At 66.8% G+C, this 20568-nt stretch carries 18 protein-coding genes; 7 read left to right on the forward strand and 11 right to left on the reverse strand.

Features of this window, described 5'->3' with window-relative positions; translation table 11 throughout:
* Positions 1-73 precede the first annotated feature (73 nt).
* Complete coding sequence (locus tag QP609_RS10810) at positions 74-577, reverse strand: hypothetical protein (protein WP_014647185.1); 504 nt, start codon at positions 575-577, stop codon at positions 74-76.
* A gap of 10 nt (positions 578-587) precedes the next feature.
* On the reverse strand, positions 588-1751 hold the full coding sequence (locus tag QP609_RS10815) for a zinc-dependent alcohol dehydrogenase (protein ID WP_075076914.1): 1164 nt from the start codon (positions 1749-1751) through the stop codon (positions 588-590).
* A gap of 148 nt (positions 1752-1899) precedes the next feature.
* Here QP609_RS10815 and QP609_RS10820 point away from each other — a divergent pair, with 148 nt between their 5' ends.
* The 3 genes from QP609_RS10820 to QP609_RS10830 all read left to right on the forward strand — a co-directional run bounded on the left by QP609_RS10820 (position 1900) and on the right by QP609_RS10830 (position 3400).
* Complete coding sequence (locus QP609_RS10820; RefSeq protein WP_014647187.1) at positions 1900-2088, forward strand: hypothetical protein; 189 nt, start codon at positions 1900-1902, stop codon at positions 2086-2088.
* Positions 2089-2188: 100 nt separating this feature from the next.
* The gene (locus QP609_RS10825) at positions 2189-2827 is read left to right on the forward strand and encodes a DUF6766 family protein (RefSeq protein WP_197620847.1); all 639 of its coding nucleotides are present in this window, start codon (positions 2189-2191) and stop codon (positions 2825-2827) included.
* A gap of 3 nt (positions 2828-2830) precedes the next feature.
* Positions 2831-3400 (forward strand): cysteine hydrolase, encoded by a 570-nt coding sequence (locus QP609_RS10830; RefSeq protein ID WP_197620846.1) that lies wholly within the window; start codon positions 2831-2833, stop codon positions 3398-3400.
* A gap of 7 nt (positions 3401-3407) precedes the next feature.
* Here QP609_RS10830 and QP609_RS20890 read toward each other — a convergent pair whose 3' ends face one another.
* From QP609_RS20890 to QP609_RS10845, 4 genes are all read right to left on the reverse strand, one after another.
* Positions 3408-3641 carry a hypothetical protein gene (locus tag QP609_RS20890; RefSeq protein WP_142234742.1) on the reverse strand — a complete coding sequence of 78 codons (234 nt, stop codon included), beginning with the start codon at positions 3639-3641 and terminating at the stop codon, positions 3408-3410.
* Positions 3642-3763: 122 nt separating this feature from the next.
* On the reverse strand, positions 3764-4174 hold the full coding sequence (locus QP609_RS10835; RefSeq protein WP_197620845.1) for a Rap1a/Tai family immunity protein: 411 nt from the start codon (positions 4172-4174) through the stop codon (positions 3764-3766).
* 81 nt (positions 4175-4255) lie between these two features.
* Positions 4256-4876 (reverse strand): hypothetical protein, encoded by a 621-nt coding sequence (locus tag QP609_RS10840; RefSeq protein WP_227863764.1) that lies wholly within the window; start codon positions 4874-4876, stop codon positions 4256-4258.
* Between the two features lie 92 nt (positions 4877-4968).
* A complete protein-coding gene (locus QP609_RS10845; protein ID WP_197620844.1) occupies positions 4969-5952 on the reverse strand; it encodes a LacI family DNA-binding transcriptional regulator in 984 nt (327 codons plus the stop codon).
* 157 nt (positions 5953-6109) lie between these two features.
* On the opposite strand from QP609_RS10845, the gene ptsP reads away from it, so the two are divergent.
* The 4 genes from ptsP to QP609_RS10865 all read left to right on the forward strand — a co-directional run bounded on the left by ptsP (position 6110) and on the right by QP609_RS10865 (position 12633).
* Entirely contained in the window at positions 6110-8620 is a 2511-nt protein-coding gene (gene ptsP, locus QP609_RS10850; RefSeq protein WP_289213763.1) for a phosphoenolpyruvate--protein phosphotransferase, read from the forward strand.
* Entirely contained in the window at positions 8617-9573 is a 957-nt protein-coding gene (locus tag QP609_RS10855; RefSeq protein ID WP_197620842.1) for a 1-phosphofructokinase family hexose kinase, read from the forward strand. Before ptsP ends, QP609_RS10855 begins: the two co-directional genes overlap by 4 nt.
* An 86-nt stretch (positions 9574-9659) precedes the next feature.
* A complete protein-coding gene (locus tag QP609_RS10860; protein WP_169411928.1) occupies positions 9660-11366 on the forward strand; it encodes a fructose-specific PTS transporter subunit EIIC in 1707 nt (568 codons plus the stop codon).
* Between the two features lie 13 nt (positions 11367-11379).
* Entirely contained in the window at positions 11380-12633 is a 1254-nt protein-coding gene (locus QP609_RS10865; protein WP_197620841.1) for a carbohydrate porin, read from the forward strand.
* Between the two features lie 113 nt (positions 12634-12746).
* On the opposite strand, the gene QP609_RS10870 is transcribed toward QP609_RS10865, so the two are convergent.
* From QP609_RS10870 to QP609_RS10890, 5 genes are read right to left on the reverse strand one after another with little or no spacing between them, the layout of a single operon-like run.
* The gene (locus QP609_RS10870; RefSeq protein ID WP_014647198.1) at positions 12747-13577 is read right to left on the reverse strand and encodes an aldose 1-epimerase; all 831 of its coding nucleotides are present in this window, start codon (positions 13575-13577) and stop codon (positions 12747-12749) included.
* A 4-nt stretch (positions 13578-13581) separates the two neighbouring features.
* Positions 13582-14619 (reverse strand): glycoside hydrolase family 43 protein, encoded by a 1038-nt coding sequence (locus QP609_RS10875; RefSeq protein ID WP_197620840.1) that lies wholly within the window; start codon positions 14617-14619, stop codon positions 13582-13584.
* A gap of 16 nt (positions 14620-14635) precedes the next feature.
* Positions 14636-16120, reverse strand: coding sequence for an MFS transporter (locus QP609_RS10880; protein ID WP_014647200.1), 1485 nt, complete (start codon positions 16118-16120; stop codon positions 14636-14638).
* 59 nt (positions 16121-16179) lie between these two features.
* On the reverse strand, positions 16180-18873 hold the full coding sequence (locus tag QP609_RS10885; protein ID WP_289213764.1) for a glycoside hydrolase family 3 protein: 2694 nt from the start codon (positions 18871-18873) through the stop codon (positions 16180-16182).
* Entirely contained in the window at positions 18870-20564 is a 1695-nt protein-coding gene (locus QP609_RS10890; RefSeq protein WP_014647202.1) for a glycoside hydrolase family 43 protein, read from the reverse strand. Before QP609_RS10890 ends, QP609_RS10885 begins: the two co-directional genes overlap by 4 nt.
* Positions 20565-20568 lie beyond the last annotated feature (4 nt).

The following is a 20568-nucleotide window of genomic DNA, read 5'->3' on the forward strand; positions in this document are numbered from 1 at the left end:
AACGTAGGCGGCAAGCGGTCACATCACTGTCTGGGAGGCGTAGCCGGCGCATGAATTCTCTGCGCGATGATCCTCACGCGCTCGCTTGCCCGCGCTGCCGTCGTGCGCGCAGGCACTGCAGCAGCTCCCACAACCATGGCAGCACGACCACGCCCAGCGCCGGCAGCAGGACCAGCCACCAGACGCCCGGTGCTGCAGGCTTCACTTCGAGCGACCACCGGGGGTGGACCTGCCAGCCCACCCAGCCCAGCAGGACCCACGGCGCGGCATCGAGCACGCTGTGCACATGCTGCTCTGCCGGGCTGATGCGTCGTCTGCCGTCCGCGCTGACGGTGTCGAAGTAGCCGGCGATTGCGTGCGCGAGGACCAGAAGTGCCAGAAACGTGACGAGCGACAGCGTGTTTTCCAGCAGGAGCCATGCGAGCACCCCGCTTCCGATCAGCAGCAACTGCACCCCATGCAACAGGCTTTCGCGCATCGCAGAGGTGTGTGGAAGGTCGGTCCGCCGGTGAAAATGGAAGTCCAGCCAGCCGGCAGCCAGCCACAGTGCGTAGACACCGGCGGCAATCGCGCTCATGGCAACATGCTCAGGGTGTCAACACGATCTTGCGGCAGTCGTCATCCTTGGCATCGAATATCGCGTAGCCCTGCGCAGCGTCGGCCAGGCGCATCCGGTGCGAGATGATGTCACCCGGATCCAGCTTTCCTTCCATGATTGCGTCGAGCAGTTCCGGCATCAGTCCCTGCACATGGGTCTGGCCCATCTTGAATGTCAGACCTTTGTCGAACGCATCACCCAGCAGAAAACCATGGATGAAGCCGGCATAGACGCCTGGAATGCTGACCACGCCGCCACGGCGCGTTGCCGCGATGCATTGCCGTATCGCCACGCCACTGCTGCCTTCCAGCTTTACAGCGGTCAACGCTGACTCCAGCGCACTGCCCTCGGCCTCGAAGCCTACGGCCTCGATGCAGGCGTCTACGCCCCGCCCACTGGTCTGGGCAAGGATGTAATCGGCCGGGTCTTCTATCTCCTTGAAGTCGATGGGGGTCACGCCGTAAGCACGGCGTGCATAGTCCAGACGGTAACGGAGGTGGTCGACCATGAAGATGGTCTCTGCTCCCAGCAGTCGGCAACAGGCCGCGCTCATCAGCCCAACCGGACCGGCGCCGAAGATGGCCACCGTCGAGCCGGGCTTCACACCCGCGTTCAGCGCGGCCTGATAGCCGGTCGGGAGAATGTCAGACAGGAACAGCACCTGCTCATCGGCCACGCCTTCCGGAATGCGCAACGGGCCCACGTTGGCCTTCGGCACGCGTACGAATTCGGCTTGGCCACCGGCTACGCCGCCATACAGATGGCTGTATCCGAACAAAGCAGCTGGAGGCAGCAGCCCTTTCTGGTTCAGCGCCGCGCCCTTGCCAGGATTGGTGGTCTCGCATGCGGCATATTCGGCCAGCCTGCAGTGGAAACACTCGCCACAGGCGATCACGAAGGGAATCACCACGCGATCGCCCGGCTTCACCTGGGTCACGCCGCTGCCGACCTCTTCCACCACGCCCATGAATTCGTGGCCCAGTACATCGCCATCGTGCAGATCAGGAATCTTGCCGCGGTAGAGGTGCAGGTCTGAACCGCAGATGGCGGTGGCGGTCACCCGCAGTATCAGATCGTCATCCGCCGCCAGTACCGGGTCGGGCACAGTCTCGACGCGCACATCCCTGCGGCCGTGATAGGTCAATGCCTGCATCGTGCTGCTCCAGGAGCTCGGGCCTTCAGCATCGCAAGGCCGCCATCCGGCTGCAGTGACATCCCGGTGTGCGCGGCGTTCATTCTGCAGCGTCGTGGCGTTAACCCGGCGCGGCGCAGGCTTCACTCTCTCGCCGCAGGAGCTGCCCATGAACGACAAACTGCCCTTCAATCCAACGACGGATGTGGACGATCAGTCAAAGGCGCACACGCCGGACAAACGGCGCAATGATCGAGCCAGATGGAAGGAGCACGACATGCCCGACGACGGCGATGGCCCCAAGGCGGTACCGGAGGACTACGAGCGCCCTGATCCCGATCCGACGGGGAAGCGTTGAGTCCGCCTCACATTCCGGATGCGCAGCAATCACGAGGCATGGCTCTTTGTCGGCGCAAGCTTCATGGACGGTCTTTGGAGCAGCCTCAACGAGGTCTTGCATGTGGAAACGCAACGGTCTCTCGCTGGTGCTGCTTGCGCTCACGTTGGTGTTCATTGTGGGGCAGGCAGTTGCGGGGCATCACGTGCACAACCAGGAACTGGTCGAGCACGGACGCATGCCGATCGATTTCTCGCACTACCTGGCTACCGGGCACTTCGTCAGCGCTACGTTCGAGAACTGGGAGAGCGAATTCCTGCAGATGGGGATGTACGTTCTGCTGACGGTCAGCCTGCGCCAGCGCGGTTCGGCCGAATCGCGGCCGCTGGACCCCGCGCAGGAACAGAATCGCATCGAACCCGGCCGCACGCCCTGGCCGGTCAGGCGCGGTGGCCTGTGGAAGGTTCTTTACGGTCATTCGCTGGCGATTGCGTTCGGGCTGTTGTTCCTGTTCAGCTTTACGCTGCATGCATTGGGAAGCTGGCGCGCCGAGGAGGCCGAACAGCAGTTGAAGGGATTGCCGCCGCCAGGCTTTGTGGAGCACCTCGCCAGCAGCACATTCTGGTTCGAATCCATGCAGAACTGGCAAAGCGAGTTCCTGGCCGTGCTGTCTCTGGTGGTGCTGACGATCTTCCTGCGCCAGAAAGATTCGCCGCAGTCCAAGCCGGTCCAGGCGCCGCATACCCAGACAGGAGATTGAACCATGGCAGATGATCCGTCGACGGCCTTGCTGATCATCGACATGTTCAGCCGTTTCGATTTCCCGGGCGCGCAGGAGCTGGCGCCCGCGGCAGAGCGGGCGGCCCGGCAGATCCGGCGCCTGAGGGATCACTTCGACGAACGCGGGTGGCCGGTCATCTACGCCAATGACAATTTCTCGGATTGGAAGCGCGATTTCCGCCAGCAGGTGGAACAGTGCCGGCGCGACGGCGGTCCGGCGGGACGAATTGCCAGCCTTCTCTCGCCCTTGCCCGGTCATTACTTCGTGCTCAAGCCCAAGCACTCGGCGTTCCTGGCCAGTCCCTTGCCGATTCTGCTGGCCAAATTGGGCGTGCGCCGCCTGTGCCTGAGTGGCATGACGGCCGATTCGTGCGTTCTGGCCACCGCGCTGGATGCCAACGCCAGAGAGTTCGACGTCGTGCTGGCACCGGAGGTCGTGGCGGGGCTGCCATCCCAGAAGCGGCGCGCACTGGCGCTGCTGGCTGATTCGGGTGCAGCCCGGATCGCGCGGCTTTCTTCGCTTGTCTCTGGGCAGGAAGCAGGAGGGCGCTGAAGGCAGCTCAGGCCCGGTCGGATATACCCTGTACGCCGGCATGACCGGCGCAATGTGCACAGCAGAAGATCTGGCCATTTCCTTCAACGCCATGCCCAATGACGGCGCATTTGCAGTGTGCGCAGCGGGGTGCGAATGCGTGGATCGCGCACTCGAACGAATCGAACGTGCCGCTGCGCCCGCCCTGCTGCAGGGTAAAGCTCTTGTCGTAGTTGTTGCCGCAGACATCACAGGTAGCCATGGGGCACCTCGTGCTGTGGAAGGAACATGCAGTGTGGCGAGCGCGAATGTCGGTGGCCGTGAATGCACCGTGTCGCGAGGGTGTAGGACGTCCGCATCGTCGCCAAGCGGGCGCGGCGTGCTTCATTGGTCATTGCCGGGCTCGGCACTGTTGCCACGTGGTGTGCCGCGACCACAGGGAAACACCGTGCGCAGCCCTTCGACAACCAGTGGCGACGCATCCTGCTGCAATCGCTCGCGGGGCAGTTGCCGGAGATGGGAAGACACATGGTCGACCAGTTCATGCGGAAGGATCTGGCGCTGCCCGCACCACTGTCCGCGGCTGGCATCGGCGACGCCCAGGATATAGCCGCTGGCGCGAGCGCTGGACAGGCTCCGGCACTGTTCGCCGTCGCAGAACCCGTCATCGCCTTTCCCCTGCAGGAGGGTAATGAGTTCCGTGCCGCTGACAAGCCAGGTCCGTACCGGCTGCATTGTTCCGGCCAAAGCGGACCCAGCCAGCGCGCAGAGGCCAAGTGCGAGGAGCCGACGCATGACGCGGCGCGCCTGGGGTTGGTGATGTCTCTTCATGTTGAGGCCCTGGCTGTTGCTTTCATGGACGCAACGCGGCAGAGGTCAAAGCCGATCAAGCTGGTTGCGCGGACGAAACTCAGGGTCGTCCTCGGCTTCCAGCATGGCCTCCACCAATGTTTCGAAGGGCTCGGTGGCGGCATCCAGGTCTGCGGATGACAGGAATCCGGATTCCCCGGGGCCGGCCAGCCCAATCGCAGCAACCGTCTCCTGCTCACCTTCCTCGGCCCAGAGATAGTCGTGGATCAGTGCCACGCCTTCGTCGCCCCCCTTCAGGAAGTCGGCGGCGCCTCGTGCCACGGCAAGAAACGCGATGAGATCGTAAAGGCTCTCCGAATACGTCAGCGATCCCGCGACAAAGTGCGTAGCAGTGCGGTCATAGGCGGCAATCTGGATATTCCCGGCCTGTGCAGAGGCAAGGAAAGCCTTCAATGCGGCGCGATTGTCGGGGTAGCGGGCCAACAGCGCCTGGCAATCCGCGAGCAGGTGGTCCAACGCCTCGTCGCTGCACGAGGCAAGGTATTGACCGTTTTCCATGCGCCACTGCCCGGAGATGCCTCGCCAGTCGGACCAACGGGATGATGAAGGCACGGGCGCTGCCAGCCATCTGGAAAGATCGTGGTGGGAAATCTTCAGGCGGAGCAGTGCTGAATAGGGCTCTGACAAGGCGATCCTCCACTGTGTCTGCGTACAGTTGGCTTGTAGCAGACAACGCATGACCCGCCAACATCTGGCGGCTGCCGCAGGCCGGTGCCGGACTATCGCCCAGCCGTCGACCCTCTCACCACGCACCTTCCCGTCATCACCAGCCTGCGCACGGGCAGCTCCGGCATGCGCAGGCGTTCCAGCAACAGCGACATCGCAGCGCGCCCCATGTCTTCAACCGGCTGCTCGACCACGGTAATGCCAGGTTCGACCAGCTCGGTCCAGCGCTCGTTGTCGAACCCTGCCAGCGCCAGCTCTCTTGGAATGGCGAGACCGGCGCTGCGTGCCGCCTTCAATGCACCCATGAGCAGCAGGCTGTTGCTGGTGACCAGCGCGTCGGGACGCGAAGGGCCGGCCAGCCATTGGTCGACCGTTGCGATGGCGGCCTCGGCCGTTGGCTCGACTTCACGGTAATCCGGCTCCAATCCGTGCGTGCGCATCGCAGCAAGATAGCCGTCGCGGCGCTCGGCCGCCGTGGTGCTGGTGCTGCCGAACAGGCCGCCGATGCGGCGATAGCCACGCTCGACGAGATGCTCGACCAGGGCGCCCATCGCCGCGGGATTGTCCAGCACCACGCTGTCGATCGACCCGCTGGCCGCGGCGCGGTCCACCAGTACCGTCGGGAAGTCCAGCGTGAGCCGTTCCAGCCGCCCCACCGTGGTCCGTGTGGGCGCAAAGATCAGTCCACTGATGCGCTCCTCGTGCATCAACTGCAGGTACAGCGCCTCGCGCTCGGGGTCTTCGTCGGTGTTGCAGAGCGTGACGCGCAGGCCTTCGCGATAGGCGACCTCCTCCACCGCACGGATAAGCGCAGTGAAGAACGGGTTGCGGATATCCGCAACGATCAACCCGATGATGCCGGTGTGCCGGGAGCGCAGCCGCCTTGCCTGCAGGTTCGGCCGATAGCCGGTCTGGCGGATCGCCACCTCGACCCGGCCGCGAACCTCTTCGCTGACCGGGCCGCCCCCGAGCACCCGCGACACGGTGGACTTGGATACCCCCGCTACACGCGCGACGTCATTGATGCTGATACTCATTGGAAACGTTCCCGGAAAAGTGCGCCTGCCATGGCCCGGCGGCTGTTCAGGACAATGCTAACGCCAAATAGCTATTGGCATTTTGTGCAGTGCACATTGAAATAGGTGGTGGGAACGTTCCCAATATGCCCAGCCATCCTTTTGCCGGAGCCGCCCTTTGTCGCCCCAGACCTTCCCCTCCCCCGTCAGCCGGGAACTGATCCGCCTGGACGCGCGGGCGCAGGACAAGACCGATGCGATCGCCCAGGTCGCGCAGATGCTGGTCGCGGCCGGCTGCGTGGCGCCAGGGTACGAGGCCAGCATGGGACGGCGCGAAGCGCTGGCCAACACCTTCCTCGGCCATGGCGTGGCAATCCCGCACGGGCTTGGCGAGGACCGCCATCTGGTGCGCCGCGATGGCATTGCCGTGCTGCAGTTGCCGGAAGGCGTGGAATGGAATCCGGGGCAGGTCACCCGTCTGGTGGTTGGCATCGCTGCCCAGTCCGATACCCACATTACCCTGCTGCGCCGCCTGACCCGGCTGATCCAGGATGAGGCAACGCTGCAGCGCCTGTTTGCGACCACCGATGCGGGTGAGATCGTCAACGCGCTGACCGGCGACATTGCGATCACGACCACCCAGGTACCGGCCACCGATCTGGCCGAGCGCTTTGACTGGACCATTGCCTACCCCAGCGGCCTGCACGCGCGCCCGGCCACGCGCTGGGCAGAGACGGCGCGCCGCTTTGCGGCCCGCGCCCAGGTGCGTGCCGGCGACCAGGCAGCGGACGCCAAGAGTCTGGTCGCGCTGCTGCAACTTGGCCTGCGTCATGGCGATGCCGTCAGCGTATCTGCCGAGGGGGCGGATGCCCCTGCCCTGCTGACCGCGCTGCGCAGGGTCATGGAGGACCTGGTGGCACAGGAAAAGGCCGACGCCGAACGCGCAGCACAACGCAAGGCCACGCCGGTGGCAGGCTGGAATCCGCCCGAGGCACAGGCTGCCATCGTCGGCATCGGTGCCAGCCCTGGGCTGGCAATCGGCCCGGTGCATGTATTGGCCAGCACGCAGGCCGAGGTCGCCGATCGCCCGGCCCCGCTCGGCGAAGGCGGGGCGCGTCTGCAGGACGCGCTCGCACGTACCCGCCAGCAGTTGGCCGCGCTGCAGGATGACACCCAGCGCCGGCTTGGCGCCTCGGACGCCGCCATCTTCAAGGCCCATGCCGCGCTGTTGGACGACACCGACCTGATTACCCGTACCTGCCAGCTGATGGTCGAAGGCCATGGCGTCGCATGGTCCTGGCACCAGGCCATCGAACACATCGCCTCGGGCCTGGCCGCGCTGGGCAACCCGGTGCTGGCAGGGCGCGCCGCCGACCTGCGTGACGTTGGCCGCCGAGTGCTGGCGCAGCTTGATCCGTCGGCCGCCGGTGGCGGCCTGGCCGACCTGCCCGCGCACCCGTGCATCCTGATCGCGGCGGACCTGTCGCCGTCCGACACGGCCAACCTCGACACTACCCGCGTGATTGGCCTGGCCACCGCGCAGGGCGGGCCGACCTCGCACACCGCCATCCTCTCGCGCACCCTCGGCCTGCCGGCGCTGGTCGCCGGGGGGGGCGAGCTGCTCGCGATCAGCGCCGGTCGCGAGGCGATCATCGACGGCAGCAGCGGGCGGCTCTACCTGTCTCCGTCCGAGGCCGACCTCGCCTCGGCGCGCGCGTGGATCGCCGAACAGCAGCAGATCCGCGAGCGTGAAGCGGCGCAACGTGCGCAGCCGGCACAGACGCCGGACGGCCACCGCATCGACATCGGCGCCAACGTCAACCTGCCCGAGCAGGTGCCGCTGGCACTGGAGCAAGGCGCGGAAGGCGTCGGCCTGATGCGCACCGAATTCCTGTTCCTTGAACGTGGCAGTACGCCCAGCGAGGATGAGCAGTACACCACGTATGTGGCGATGGCCAAGGCACTCGGCGGCCGCCCACTGATCGTGCGTGCGCTCGATATCGGTGGCGACAAGCAGGTGGCGCACCTGGAGCTGCCGCATGAAGAAAACCCGTTCCTGGGCGTGCGCGGCGCGCGCCTGCTGCTGCGCCGGCCGGACCTGCTGGAACCGCAGCTGCGTGCGCTGTACCGCGCGGCGAAAGACGGCGCGCGCCTGTCCATCATGTTCCCGATGATCACCTCGGTGAGCGAGCTGGTCGCACTGCGCGCCATCTGCGAGCGCCAGCGCGCAGCACTGCAGGCGCCCGGGGTACCGATCGGCATCATGATCGAAGTGCCGGCCGCTGCGGCGCAGAGCGATGTGCTGGCCCGCCACGCCGACTTCTTCTCGATCGGTACCAACGACCTGACCCAGTACGTGCTGGCGATCGACCGCCAGAATCCGGAACTGGCCGCCGAGGCCGACAGCCTGCATCCGGCCGTGCTGCGCGCGATCCGCGCCACGGTGGAAGGCGCACGACTGCATGGGCGCTGGGTGGGCGTCTGTGGCGGGCTGGCCGGCGATCCGTTCGGCGCACTGCTGTTGGCCGGCCTGGGCGTGGACGAACTGTCGATGACCCCGAACGACATCCCGGCCGTGAAAGCACGCCTGCGTGGCAGCGCGCTGGCCGATCTGCGAACGCTGGCTGCGACGGCGCTGGACTGCGAGACCGCCGAGCAGGTGCGTGCCCTCGATGGAGCGCGCGCATGAGTTCCCGCGCCGTCACCATTACCCTGAACCCGGCAATCGACCAGACCGTGCGGCTGGCGAACCTGCAACCGGGTCACGTGCATCGCGCCCGCAGTTCCCGCGACGACGCCGGCGGCAAAGGCATCAACGTGGCCGCCTGCCTGGCAGACTGGGGCGTGCCGACCACTGCGCTGGGTGTGCTCGGCGATGGCAACGACGGCGTGTTCAGCGCACTGTTTTCCGATCGGGGCATCGCAGACGCGTGTCTGCGCATTCCGGGCCGTACCCGCACCAACATCAAGCTGGTGGAAGATGCCAACGGCGAGACCACCGACATCAACCTGCCCGGCCTGTCACTGTGCGACGCCGATCTGGACGCGGTATCGCGCCGACTCGACGCACTGCTCCAGCCGCAGCTGCCGGTGGTGCTGTCCGGCAGCCTTCCGTCCGGGCTGCAAGCCGATGCATGGGCCCGACTGCAGGCGCAGGTGCGCGCCGCCGGCGCGCGCGTACTGCTGGATACCAGTGGCGACGCGCTTGCCGCGGCGTTGAGTGGTGCACAGGGTGCACTGCCCTACGCGGTCAAGCCCAACCGCCATGAACTGGAGGCCTGGGCCGGCACGCCGCTGCTGGATCGCAGCGCCCTGCGCGCCGCGGGCCGGGCCCTGGTCGAACGCGGAGTTGCACTCGTAGCGATCTCGATGGGCGCCGACGGCGCGCTGTTCATTGATCGCGGCGGCGCCCTGGTCGCACGACCGGCGCGACTGGCGCAGGGCAGTACGGTCGGTGCCGGCGACGCCATGGTCGCCGGCATCGCCGCCGCCTTGTTGGAGCCCTCCCCCGACCTGGCCGGTTGTGCGCGACTGGCCACGGCGTTCTCGATGAGCCGGCTGGAGAGTGGCGACGCGCGACGGCTGGACCCGGCGCAGGTGCGCGCGTGGACCGGCGATGTACTGATCGAGCGGTTGGATTGAAACCCCTGCAGAGGGGGCTGCGGCTGGCCTTGGGCCACCGATGGCCCCTGCTGCAAGGACGAACCCGAAGAATTCCAGGAGTTGCCATGCAAGCTTCCACCGTAGTCATCGCCGCTGGCGAACGCAGCATCGAGGCCGTTCTTGCCGCCGAAGCGCTGCGCCGCGCCGCACGCCAGCAAAGGGTCGAATTGGCGATCGAAATCCGCAGCAATCAGGGCGTGACCGGGGCACTGTCCGACGCGCAGGCTGCCGCCGCAACGCAGCTGCTGCTGGTGGGTGACGGCGAGGCGGACAGCGCCCGCTTCGGCAATGCCCAGATCGTGCGCGCCGGCCTCGGTGAAGTGCTGGACGACCCGCTCGCCGTGCTGGCGCAGCTCGCCGCAGCATCGGCACTCCCTTCCAGGGATGACGCGGGCAAGCGCATCGTCGCCGTCACCTCCTGCCCGACCGGCATCGCCCACACGTTCATGGCGGCCGAAGGCCTGCAGCAGGCGGCCAAGGCACTGGGCCACGCGATCCGGGTGGAAACCCAGGGCTCGGTCGGCGCGCAGGATGCGTTGAGCGACGGCGAAATCGCTGCCGCCGACCTGGTGCTGATCGCCGCCGACCGCGAAGTCGATCTGTCGCGCTTTGCTGGCAAACGCCTGTTCAAGAGCGGCACCAAGCCGGCGATCAATGACGGCCAGAACCTGATCCGCAAGGCGCTGGCCGAGGCTGGCGTGCAGACCGGCACGGTGGCTTCAGGTCGCACCACCGAGAAGGCCAGGGTCACCGGCCCCTACAAGCACCTGATGACCGGCGTGTCGTTCATGCTGCCGTTCGTCACTGCCGGCGGCCTGCTGATCGCACTGGCGTTCGCGCTCGGCGGCATCTATGCCTTCGACGATGCACACAAGGGCACGCTGGCCTGGTCGCTGTTCCAGATCGGCGCCAAGTCCGGCTTCATGCTGATGGTGCCGGCACTGGCCGGCTACATCGCCTACTCCATCGCCGATCGCCCGGGCATCGCCCCGGGCATGATCGGGGGATTGGTGGCAGTCAACATGGATGCGGGCTTCATCGGCGGCATCCTGGCCGGTTTCATCGCCGGCTACGGCGTGCATTGGATCAACCGTGCGCTGCGCCTGCCGCGCAGCCTGGAAGGCCTCAAGCCGGTGCTGATCCTGCCGGTGCTGGGCACGCTGCTGGTCGGCCTGTTGATGATGTATGTAATCGGTACGCCGGTGGCTGGGCTGCTGGCCTGGCTGACCGACTGGCTGCGCGGCATGCAAGGCAGCAGCGCGATCCTGCTTGGCCTGCTGCTGGGCGGCATGATGGCGGTGGACATGGGCGGACCCGTCAACAAGGCGTCCTACGCCTTCTCTACCGCATTGATTTCCAGCCAGGTCTACACGCCGATGGCGGCGACGATGATCGGCGGCATGACGCCGCCGCTGGGTATCGCACTGGCGACATGGCTGTTCAGTAGCCGCTTCACTGCTGAGGAGCGTGGCACGGCCGGTGCCGCTGGCGTGCTTGGCCTCAGTTTCGTGACCGAAGGCGCGATCCCCTATGCCGCGCGTGATCCGCTGCGCACCATTCCGGCGCTGATCCTTGGTTCTGCCGTGGCCGGTGCGATTTCGATGGCCGCAGGCGTCGAACTGAAGGTGCCGCATGGCGGCGTGTTCGTGCTGCCGATCCCGAACGCAGTCACCCACCTTGGCATCTACCTGCTGGCACTCGTGGCCGGCGTGGCCGTCACTGCGGTCGCGCTGCGCGTGCTCAAGAAGCCGGTCACGGCTCCCACCCTGTAAAAGGAACCCGCCCATGACCTCCCCTTCCCGCCGCCTGCTGCCGACAGTGATCCTGCTGGCCCTGCCATCACTGGCCGCAGCCGCCGACGCGAGCGACGTCTTCGCTCGGAAGCTCGCCTACACCGGCGAAGCGGCCGCCACGCTCGACGGTGGCAAGCGCAGCGGCACGGCCTATGCCGGCCAGCTGATGTTCGGTGCCGACGTGGACCTGGACGCGGCGTTTGGCTGGCGAGGTGCGACGGTCAAGGCCTACGGCATCAACCGCCATGGCACCAATCTCGCCAACAGCAGTACAGGCAACAGCACCTCGGTGCAGGAAATCTACGGCGGCCAGGGCACGCGCCTGGCCAACCTGACCCTCGAACAGAAGTTGTTCAACGACCGGTTGGTGCTGGAAGCAGGGCGCAGCGTCGCCAACATCCACCACCTGGGTTCGGACCTGTGCCAGTACTTCCAGGGCAACTCGGCCTGTGGCAACCCGACCTACGTATTCCGCACCAGCAGTTTCACCTGGTGGCCGGTATCGAGCTGGATGGCCGATGCCACGGCCTGGGTGACGCCCGATGTCTATGTCCGCGTCGGCGCCTACCAGGTTGATCCCAGCCAGGCCGAGGATGGCCAGCATGGCCTGAAGTGGAATACGAACCAGGCCACCGGCTGGATCGTGCCCTACACGATCGGCTGGCGCAGCCCTGCTTCGGCACGACTGAAAGCCCGCTACGAACTCGGTGGTTGGCAGGACAACTCGACCTATCGCGATCCGCTGCGCGATGCCAACGGCATTCCCGCGCTGCTCAGTGGCCAGGAGTACGCGACGCGTCACGGTCGCTCCGGTGCGTTCGCCCGCTTCGAGCAGCAACTCACCAGTGATGGTGCCGGCCGCGGCCTGACCCTTTTCGGTGCGGCGCTCAAGGGCACCTCCGGCCAGTTGATCGAGGATCATTTCCTGCAGGCCGGGCTGGTGCAGAAAGGCACGTTCGCCCGGCGGCCGCAGGACAGCATCGCTTTCGTCGTGACCCAGCAGAAGTACAGCAGCATCGCGCTGGAAGACCTGCACCTCGCCCGCGCCGCCGCCGGTGGCAGCGGCACCCCGCACGGGAGCCAGGTGATGATGGAGCTGAGCTATGGCATCCAGCTCACCCCGCAGCTTCGTGTTGCACCGAACCTGCACTACATCGTGCACCCCGACCAGTTCAATGAGCCCGCACGCCAGCACGACCTGCCGGATGCGCTGATCGCGGGCATGCGGATCGACTGGAACCTGTAGGAAATGTCAGGTGGTCCTGGGGCGCGGCCCGTGTCAGGCACCGGGTCCACGGCCGGTCCAGGCGGCGTACCGACCGCCCGGCACCCGGGTGATCGCCTGCCCTGGCCGGGGTTTCAGGTGCTGTCCGCCGCCCACGCCAGTTCGAATGTCAACGCGAGGCGCTGGCCGGGCTCCAGCCGGTGCGGTGCCAGGGTGTAGCCATCTGGCGGGCCGCTCTGCGGTTCGACACAGGTGGCGTGCGGCGTACCATCGTAGACCACCCAGTGGTCGTGGTCCGACCTCAGCCGCAGGTGCTGGCCTTCGCGTATCAGCGTGACGTCACCGTCGGCGATGAAGCAGTCATCCCAAGGGCCGGTGGTGGGCTCCACGCGGGGCAGCGTGGCAATACCTTCCCTGTCCCGCGGATACATCGAGCGAGGACTGAACAGCAGTCGTTCCGGCTTCCGGAACCAGGGGTGCCAGCCCAGCACCGCCGGCATCGCCTGGCCGCCGGCCTGGACCGAGAGGTCCATCTGCAGGCTGTGAGCCTGCAACTGCAGGTCCAGCACGGCAGCGCCACCGAAAGGCCAGTAGCCGTCGCTCGGCAGCTCCAGCGACAACCGGGCTGCCGCCGCGTCCAAGCGGTCGATCCGCCAGGGTCGCGAGAAACCCACCCCATGGATGGCATGCCCGTCGAAGTTGAGCGGCAGCCGATGCGGCCTGCCGTCAAAATGGAACTGTCCACGGCGGATGCGCCCGGCCCACGGCACCATCGGGTAGCAGCCCCACGCGATCGCCGCCGGGCCTGCCTGCTGCGCATCCACCAGCCATTCCACGCCCTGGTAGCGCAGGTGCGCCACGCGCCCGCCCGCCCCTGCGGCGAACGCAACCTCCAGTTCGCCGCACCTCAGCCAGTGCAGCTCGCCGGCTGGCAGCGGAGCCAGCGCATCATCCACCGGCAGCATCCGCTCAGGCCCCATACGGGTTGATCGTGCGGATGCTTCCGTCCGGCTCCATGTGCAGCGGCGTGCACTTGGCCGAGCGCAGGTGGGTGATGCCGCCGGACATCAGTGCATCGTGATAGAACAGGTACCACTGTCCTTCGAACTGGCAGATGGAGTGGTGGGTGGTCCAACCGACCACGGGGGTGAGGATCACGCCAGCGTAGGTGAACGGTCCATACGGGCTGTCGCCGATGGCGTAGCACAGCTGGTGGGTGTTGCCAGTGGAGTACGACAGGTAGTAGCGACCCTGGTACCTGTGCAGCCACGGACCTTCGAAGAAGCGGCGCGCATGGTCGTCCGCGCGCAGCGGCTGGCCATGCTCATCCAGGATCTGCACTTCGCGGGTGGGTTCGGCCAGCTCGGTCATGCCGGCATCCAGGCGGCCCACGCGCGGGCCCAGCGCCGGTGCGCTGCCCTCGGGCTCCTCGTGGGCCTCGCTGTACTGGTTGTCACGATACTTCTGCAGCTGCCCGCCCCATATGCCGCCGAAGTACAGGTAGTGGCTGCCATCCTCGTCTTCGAACACGGCCGGGTCGATCGAGTACGCACCCTTGATCGGCTCCGGCTGGGGCACGAACGGGCCCTCCGGCCGCGTACCGATCGCCACGCCGATGCGGAACCGGCCCTCGGCATCCTTGGCCGGGAAGTAGAGGTAGTAGCGGCCATCACGGCAGGCGGCATCGGGGGCCCACATCTGTTTCCGGGCCCAGGGCACATCGCGCACATGCAACGCCATGCCGCAATCGACGGCCGTGCCGTCGGGCGTATCCATCTTCAGCACATGATAATCCTGCATGTCGAAGTGGCCACCTTCGTCGTCGAATGGCTGGCCGCCGTCGATGTCGTGCGACGGATAGATGTACAGGCGCCCCTCGAACACATGCGCCGAAGGGTCGGCGGTATAGATGTGGGTCACCAGCGGTTGCGAAATGGCGTGCGCGGTGAGCTGCGCAAGACGGGCTTCGCTGGCCTGGCCGTCTTCGCCGGCAGAGAGGTCGATCATGGTCGTCATCTTGGAGTTACACGGAGGCGTCGGCGGAACGGCGACGCAGGTGGAGGTCCTGCTCGATGCGGGTTTCGGTGCGCTTGTCGATCCTGTAGAAGACCAGCAGCGCCACGGCGAGCAGGAAAGGAAGGGAGCAGTAGACGCTTACGGTCAGGCGGATGCCCTGCACCACGGCCTCAGGCTGCTGCGCCAGGCCGGCCTGGTAGCCGTAGTGGGCGAGGATCGCGGCGACCAGCGCGCCGCCCACGCTGAGGCCGATCTTCAGCCCGCACAGCATCGCCGAGAAGATGATCGCGGTTGCCCGCCGATGGTTCTTCCACTCCGAGTAGTCCGCGACGTCGGCGATCATCGCCCACAGCAACGGGATGGTGATGCCGTAGCAGAAGCCATGCAGCATGAAGGCGCCGAACGCCACCGCCACCGCCGTGGGTGGAAACAGGTAGAAGGCAAGCAGGAACAGGGTCGAGACAAACAGGGCGCCACCGAAGACGTCGCGCTTGCCGAAGCGGTCCGCCAACCGTCGCGATGCGCCGATACCCAGGATCATGCAGAGGATGCCGCACGCGTTGAACAGGCTGAACGCCGAGGTGGCCGCGTCCTTCGGCCAGGTGAACGCCGCGAAGCCGGCGCTGGCCAGCGCAGCATTCAACGCGCTGACCAGGCCGTTGAACCCCGAGTTTTCAAGGAAGCCGGCCAGCGCCGCTTCACTCATGTAGTACTGGAAGTAGTAGATGTAGGTACCGCCTTTCAATGCCAGGTTGATGAACACCAGCACGGTCAGGGCCAGCATCACCTGCCACGGGCGGTTGTGCAGCAGGTCCGACAGGTCCTGCACTATGCCGCCGGTCTGTTCACGCGTCGGCACGATGCGTTCGCGGGTGGTGGCGAACGTGATCAGGAAGAACGCCGTGCCGATGATGGCGAATGCGGTCATGACCTGCTCGAAGCCGCGCACCCGGTCGCCGTCACCCAGGATCAGCACCAGCGGCATCAGCAGCACCTGGATGATGAACTGCGCGATCATCACCGCCACGAAGCGGTAGGCCGAAAGGCTGTTGCGCTGGGCCATGCTGCCGGTCAGCACGCCGCTCAGCGCCGAGTACGGCAGGTTGTTCGCTGCGTACACGCACACCAGCAGCGCGTAGGTGGCCAGTGCATAGATCACCTTTCCGCGCTCGCCCAGGTCCGGCGTGCTGAACGCCAGCAGGGACAGTACGCCAAAAGGAATGGCCGTCCACAGGATCCACGGCCGGAAGCGGCCCCAACGGGTGGACGTCCGGTCAGCCGCGATGCCGATCAACGGCGTGAACACGAACGCACCCAGCAGGCCCACCACGAAGATGATCGTGGCCGCGGTCGCAGCTGGCAGGCGGTAGACGTCGGTGTAGAAGAACGCCAGGTAGGTGATCAGGGTCTGGAAGATCAGGTTGGCGGCGAGATCGCCCAGGCTGTAGCCGAGCTTCTCGCGTACCGATAGCGCGTGTTCAGTGCTTGCCATGCAGCGGACGTCCTGGAAAAGGGATCTGGGCGGAGGCAAATCGATGCCGGCGAGAGCGATCAGTCATGCGCGGACACCACCGTGAACCTGCCCTGCGCGCGTGCATCGGCACTGGACGCCCCCACCCTGACCTCGTAGGCACCGGGCCGCACCTCATACGCGGCGCGCGCTTCGTCATAGTGGCGCAGGGCCTGCGCTGCCTCCAGGGTGAACGTCACCGTGCGGTGTTCGCCCGGGGCCAGATGGATCCGCTGGAAGCCACGCAGCTCCTGCACGGCATCGCCGCTGCCAGCGTGCTCGCGCCGCACGTACAGCTGCACCACTTCGTCACCGCTGCGCGTGCCTGCGTTGGCCACATCGACCGCAACGCCCAGGCGGCCATCGGCCCGGAGCCTGGCTGCATCGAGGCGGAGCGTTCCATAGTCGAACCGCGTATACGACAAGCCGTGACCGAACGGATAAAGCGGCGTGCCGCGGAAGTAGCGATAGGTGCGGCCCTCCATGGCGTAGTCGTCGAATGCCGGCAACGCTTCACCGGCCTTGTAGAACGTCACTGGCAACCGGCCGGCGGGATTGACGTCGCCGAACAGCGCCTGGCCGACGGCGGTGCCGCCGCGCTGCCCGGGGTACCAGCTCATCAGGATCGCCGGCAGATGCGACTGCGCCCAGTCCACGGCGATCGCCGAGCCGCCGGTGAGCACCATCACCACCGGCTTGCCGGTAGCGTGCAGGGCCTCCAGCAGGGTGCGCTGCGGCGCGGGCAACCGCAGGTCGGTACGGTCGCCACCGGCAAAGCCTGGATAGTTGACCGTCATTTCCTCGCCTTCGACATCGCCGGTAAGGCCACCGACGAACACCACCACATCGGCTTCGCGTGCGGCATCGAGCGCTTCATCGAACGGCGCCTTGGCGCCGGGCATGCGCCAGCCCAGGCGCACGCCGGCATCGCGCTCGTCGTCGTAGTACTCCAGCGTCAGCGCGTAGGCACGCCCGGCCTGCAGCTCCAGTTCGATGCCCTCGGCATGCAGGCGATCTGTGTTCACCCAGTGATCGATCACGCGCTTGCCGTCCAGGTACAGGCGGTAGCCATCATCGCCGGCCACCTCCAGCCGGTAGCGGCCGGACACGGGTGGCAGCAGTTGGCCGCTCCAGCGGATGCTGAAGCGGTCGTTCGGGATCCCCTGCCCCGGTGCCGCTTCGCCGCGTGCCAGCAGGTTGTCGGTCGGCGAGCCGCGGTCCCAGCGGAAGCCGATCTGCGCGTCGGTACGCACCAGGGACGGCGTACCGGACAGGTCGGGCGTGCGGAAGTACTCGCCACGCAGGCCACGCTCGGGCGAGTCCGCCGAAGGCCGCAGGAAGGTCGGCTCGATCAACGGCGTGGCACCGGGATCGTCGCGGCCCTCCACCAGGTCCACGCCGCGGGCATAGCGAACCTCGACGCCCTTGGCCGCCTCGCGTATGCCCTGCAGGATCGTGACCGGCGCGGCCGGTGTGCCGAAGTAGTTGCCGAGCAGCGCCATGGTGTCGTCGGCAGTGGGTCCGACCACGGCAATGCGCTTGATGTCGCGTGACAGCGGCAGGATGCCGTCGTTCTTCAGCAGCACCAGCGACGCCTGCGCGGCCTTGAGCGCCAGCGCATCATGGGCCGGGGCTTGGTTCACCGAGGCCGGAATGCGCGCCCAGCGCACCCGCTCCGGCGGGTCGAACATGCCCAGGCGCATCCGTGCGGTGAACAGACGGGTCACCGCATCGTCGATCTCCGCTTCGCTGATCAAACCCTGACGCACGGCTGACGGAAGCGTGGCGTACTCCTGGCCGCATTCCAGCTCGGTGCCATTCCTGACCGCCAGCGCCGCAGCGGCTTCGCGCGTGGTCACGATATGGTGGTGCTTCCAGATGTCGACGATGGCCCAGCAGTCCGAGACCACGTAGCCCTTGAAGCCCCAGTCGCGTCGCAGCACATCGCGCAGCAGGAAACGGCTGGCACTGGCGGACTCGCCGTACACGCGGTTGTAGGCGCCCATCACAGCATCGACGTCGCCCTCCTTGACCAGCGCCTCGAATGCCGGCAGGTAGGTGTCATACAGGTCGCGCCGGCTGGGCCGTGCATCGAAGTGATGGCGGTCGGCCTCCGGCCCGCTGTGCACGGCCAGATGCTTGGCGGTGGCGTCCAGCTTGCGGTAGACGGGGTCGTCGCCCTGCAGGCCACGTACGAAGGCCACGCCCATGCGCGCGGTGAGGTACGGGTCCTCGCCATAGGTTTCCTGTCCGCGGCCCCAGCGCGGGTCGCGGAAGATGTTGACGTTCGGCGACCAGAAGGTCAGCCCCTGGTAACGGCCGTGCGCGCCTTGGCGGAGGAACTGGTGGTGCTTTGCGCGGGCCTCATCGCTGATCGTCGTGGCCACCTGCCCCATCAACGGCACATCGAAGGTCGCGGCCAGGCCGATCGCCTGCGGAAAGACCGTGGCCTGCCCTGCCCGTGCCACGCCATGCAGTCCCTCATTCCACCAGTCGTAGGCGGGCACACCCAGGCGTTCGATTGCCGGCGCGGCGTTCTGCATCTGCGCGGCTTTCTCATCCAGCGTCATCTGCGCGACGAGTGAGGCAGCCCGTTGCTCGAAGCTGGCCGAAACGTCCAGCCAGGGCCGCGGCGCGGCTGCGGATGCGGCCGCCGCGATGCAGGTCAGAACGAACACAGTGAGCCCGCGGCGCAATGTGCGGCGACGGGCGTTGGACGACAGCGACAGCCTCATTTGCTTCTCCCGGTGCGCTCATCGCGCGCGAAGGGACCCAGCAGTGCGCCTACGAAGCCGCCTGCCCGGTCCGTGCTCAGAACGGTGCCATCCACCTTGCCTGCAAGCAGTTGCCAGCCCTGCCCGTCGCCGGTATCGAACGAGAACGCGTAGTCGCCCTCGTTGCCGGCGATCTTCAGGCGCAACGCATCCGGTGCCCGCACCTCGCGGGTCGCCACGATGCGCGTACTGCCACCGCCATCACGAACTTCCAGGAAGAGCGAAAGTCGCTCGTCCGGAAGGCTGCGAACGCCAAGGAAGTACCAGTACGCCTCGCTCTGGAACGCCGCCAGGCCGGCCGCCACGCCAGGCCCCGGCCGGCTCATCGCGGCGCTCGCCTCGAAGCGCAGGTGCTGCTGGCGTCGGCCAAGGAACGCGGGATTGCGCAGCGTGTCCAGATCCTCGGCAAGCGGGTGCACGGCCAGCATTCCCGGGCGCGTGGCCAGGTCGGCCCAGGCGTGCTTGGGCACCCGCACGCGCAGCCACTGGCGATCGAGCCTCGGTCCATCGAAGTTGTCGCGCTCGACGAAGTTGCCGGTCGAGGGGGCCTGGGATGCCTCGCCCTGCATCCACGACGGCGCCTTGACCACGTAGGGGATGGGCTGGTCGGCCGGCAGGATCCGTGGCCAGCCGTCCTGCCAGCGCACCGGCAGCAGATAGGTCTCGCGCCCGGTGTTGTAGTGCCGCGTCTGATAGTTGCGGCTGGCCAGGAACACCGCCCACCACGAACCGTCCGGGCCTTCGACCAGGTCGGCATGGCCGGCATTGGTGATCGGTAGCGGTCGGTCGTCGGGCAGCTCGCGCTGGGTCAGGATCGGATTGCCCGCGTAGGGGTCATACGGGCCCCACACGGTGCGGCTGCGCAGCACCACCTGGGAGTGCTGCGGCCCGGTGCCGCCTTCGGCATCGGACAGGTAATACCAGCCCTGGCGCTTGTAGATGTGGGGTCCTTCGATCCAGATCGGGTTCTTCGCCGGCTCCACGCCCGCGTCGACCAGCACCCGGCGCGGCCCGACCGGCTTGAAGGCAGCCAGATCGATCTGCTGCATCCAGATGGCGCGGTGCCCGTCGTAGCGCGGCGGGCCGGGCGGTGCATCGTTGTTGACCAGGTACACCTTGCCGTCGTCATCGAAGAACAGTGATGGATCGATGCCATCGATGCCGGGCAGCCAGTGCGGATCGGACCACGGACCGGCCGGGTCGCGCGCGGTGGCAATGAAGTTGCCACCACTGTCGGTGGCCGTGGTCACCACGTAGAAGACCCCATCGTGGTATTCGATGGTGGGCGCGAAGATGCCGCGCGAGACGCTCAGCCCGTCGAAATCCAGCTGCGTGGCGCGGTCGATCACGTTGCCGATCTGCTTCCAGTGAACCAGGTCGGCACTCTCGAACACCGGAATGCCCGGGAAATAGGTGAAGCTGGAATTGACCAGGTAGAACCGGCCGTTCGCGCTCACGATGCTGGGATCGGCATGGAAGCCGGCCAGCACCGGATTGCGGTAGTGGCCGACCGGCAGCGGCGTGTCGAAGGCCGCGTCGTGGCCGCGGTATTCGAACCAGTCGAAGTACACCGGCGGTGCGTCCGGCGGCGCGCTGGCCGGGCTGGTTGCGGCCGACAGCAGGAGTGCCGCCGCCAGCAGGTGGCGCGCCATCGAC

This window comes from Stenotrophomonas sp. 8(2023) (assembly GCF_030345295.1).
Classification (GTDB): domain Bacteria; phylum Pseudomonadota; class Gammaproteobacteria; order Xanthomonadales; family Xanthomonadaceae; genus Stenotrophomonas; species Stenotrophomonas muris.

Coding starts and splice junctions, on each gene's coding strand:
- QP609_RS10830 (WP_197620846.1), top strand. CDS start 2,831: ATGGCAGATGATCCGTCGACGGCCTTGCTGATCATCGACATGTTCAGC.
- QP609_RS10825 (WP_197620847.1), top strand. CDS start 2,189: ATGTGGAAACGCAACGGTCTCTCGCTGGTGCTGCTTGCGCTCACGTTG.
- QP609_RS10870 (WP_014647198.1), bottom strand. CDS start 13,577: ATGCTGCCGGTGGATGATGCGCTGGCTCCGCTGCCAGCCGGCGAGCTG.
- QP609_RS10845 (WP_197620844.1), bottom strand. CDS start 5,952: ATGAGTATCAGCATCAATGACGTCGCGCGTGTAGCGGGGGTATCCAAG.
- QP609_RS10855 (WP_197620842.1), top strand. CDS start 8,617: ATGAGTTCCCGCGCCGTCACCATTACCCTGAACCCGGCAATCGACCAG.
- QP609_RS10865 (WP_197620841.1), top strand. CDS start 11,380: ATGACCTCCCCTTCCCGCCGCCTGCTGCCGACAGTGATCCTGCTGGCC.
- QP609_RS10875 (WP_197620840.1), bottom strand. CDS start 14,619: ATGATCGACCTCTCTGCCGGCGAAGACGGCCAGGCCAGCGAAGCCCGT.
- QP609_RS10860 (WP_169411928.1), top strand. CDS start 9,660: ATGCAAGCTTCCACCGTAGTCATCGCCGCTGGCGAACGCAGCATCGAG.
- QP609_RS10810 (WP_014647185.1), bottom strand. CDS start 577: ATGAGCGCGATTGCCGCCGGTGTCTACGCACTGTGGCTGGCTGCCGGC.
- QP609_RS10835 (WP_197620845.1), bottom strand. CDS start 4,174: ATGCGTCGGCTCCTCGCACTTGGCCTCTGCGCGCTGGCTGGGTCCGCT.
- QP609_RS10890 (WP_014647202.1), bottom strand. CDS start 20,564: ATGGCGCGCCACCTGCTGGCGGCGGCACTCCTGCTGTCGGCCGCAACC.
- QP609_RS20890 (WP_142234742.1), bottom strand. CDS start 3,641: ATGGCTACCTGTGATGTCTGCGGCAACAACTACGACAAGAGCTTTACC.
- QP609_RS10815 (WP_075076914.1), bottom strand. CDS start 1,751: ATGCAGGCATTGACCTATCACGGCCGCAGGGATGTGCGCGTCGAGACT.
- QP609_RS10820 (WP_014647187.1), top strand. CDS start 1,900: ATGAACGACAAACTGCCCTTCAATCCAACGACGGATGTGGACGATCAG.
- QP609_RS10880 (WP_014647200.1), bottom strand. CDS start 16,120: ATGGCAAGCACTGAACACGCGCTATCGGTACGCGAGAAGCTCGGCTAC.
- QP609_RS10885 (WP_289213764.1), bottom strand. CDS start 18,873: ATGAGGCTGTCGCTGTCGTCCAACGCCCGTCGCCGCACATTGCGCCGC.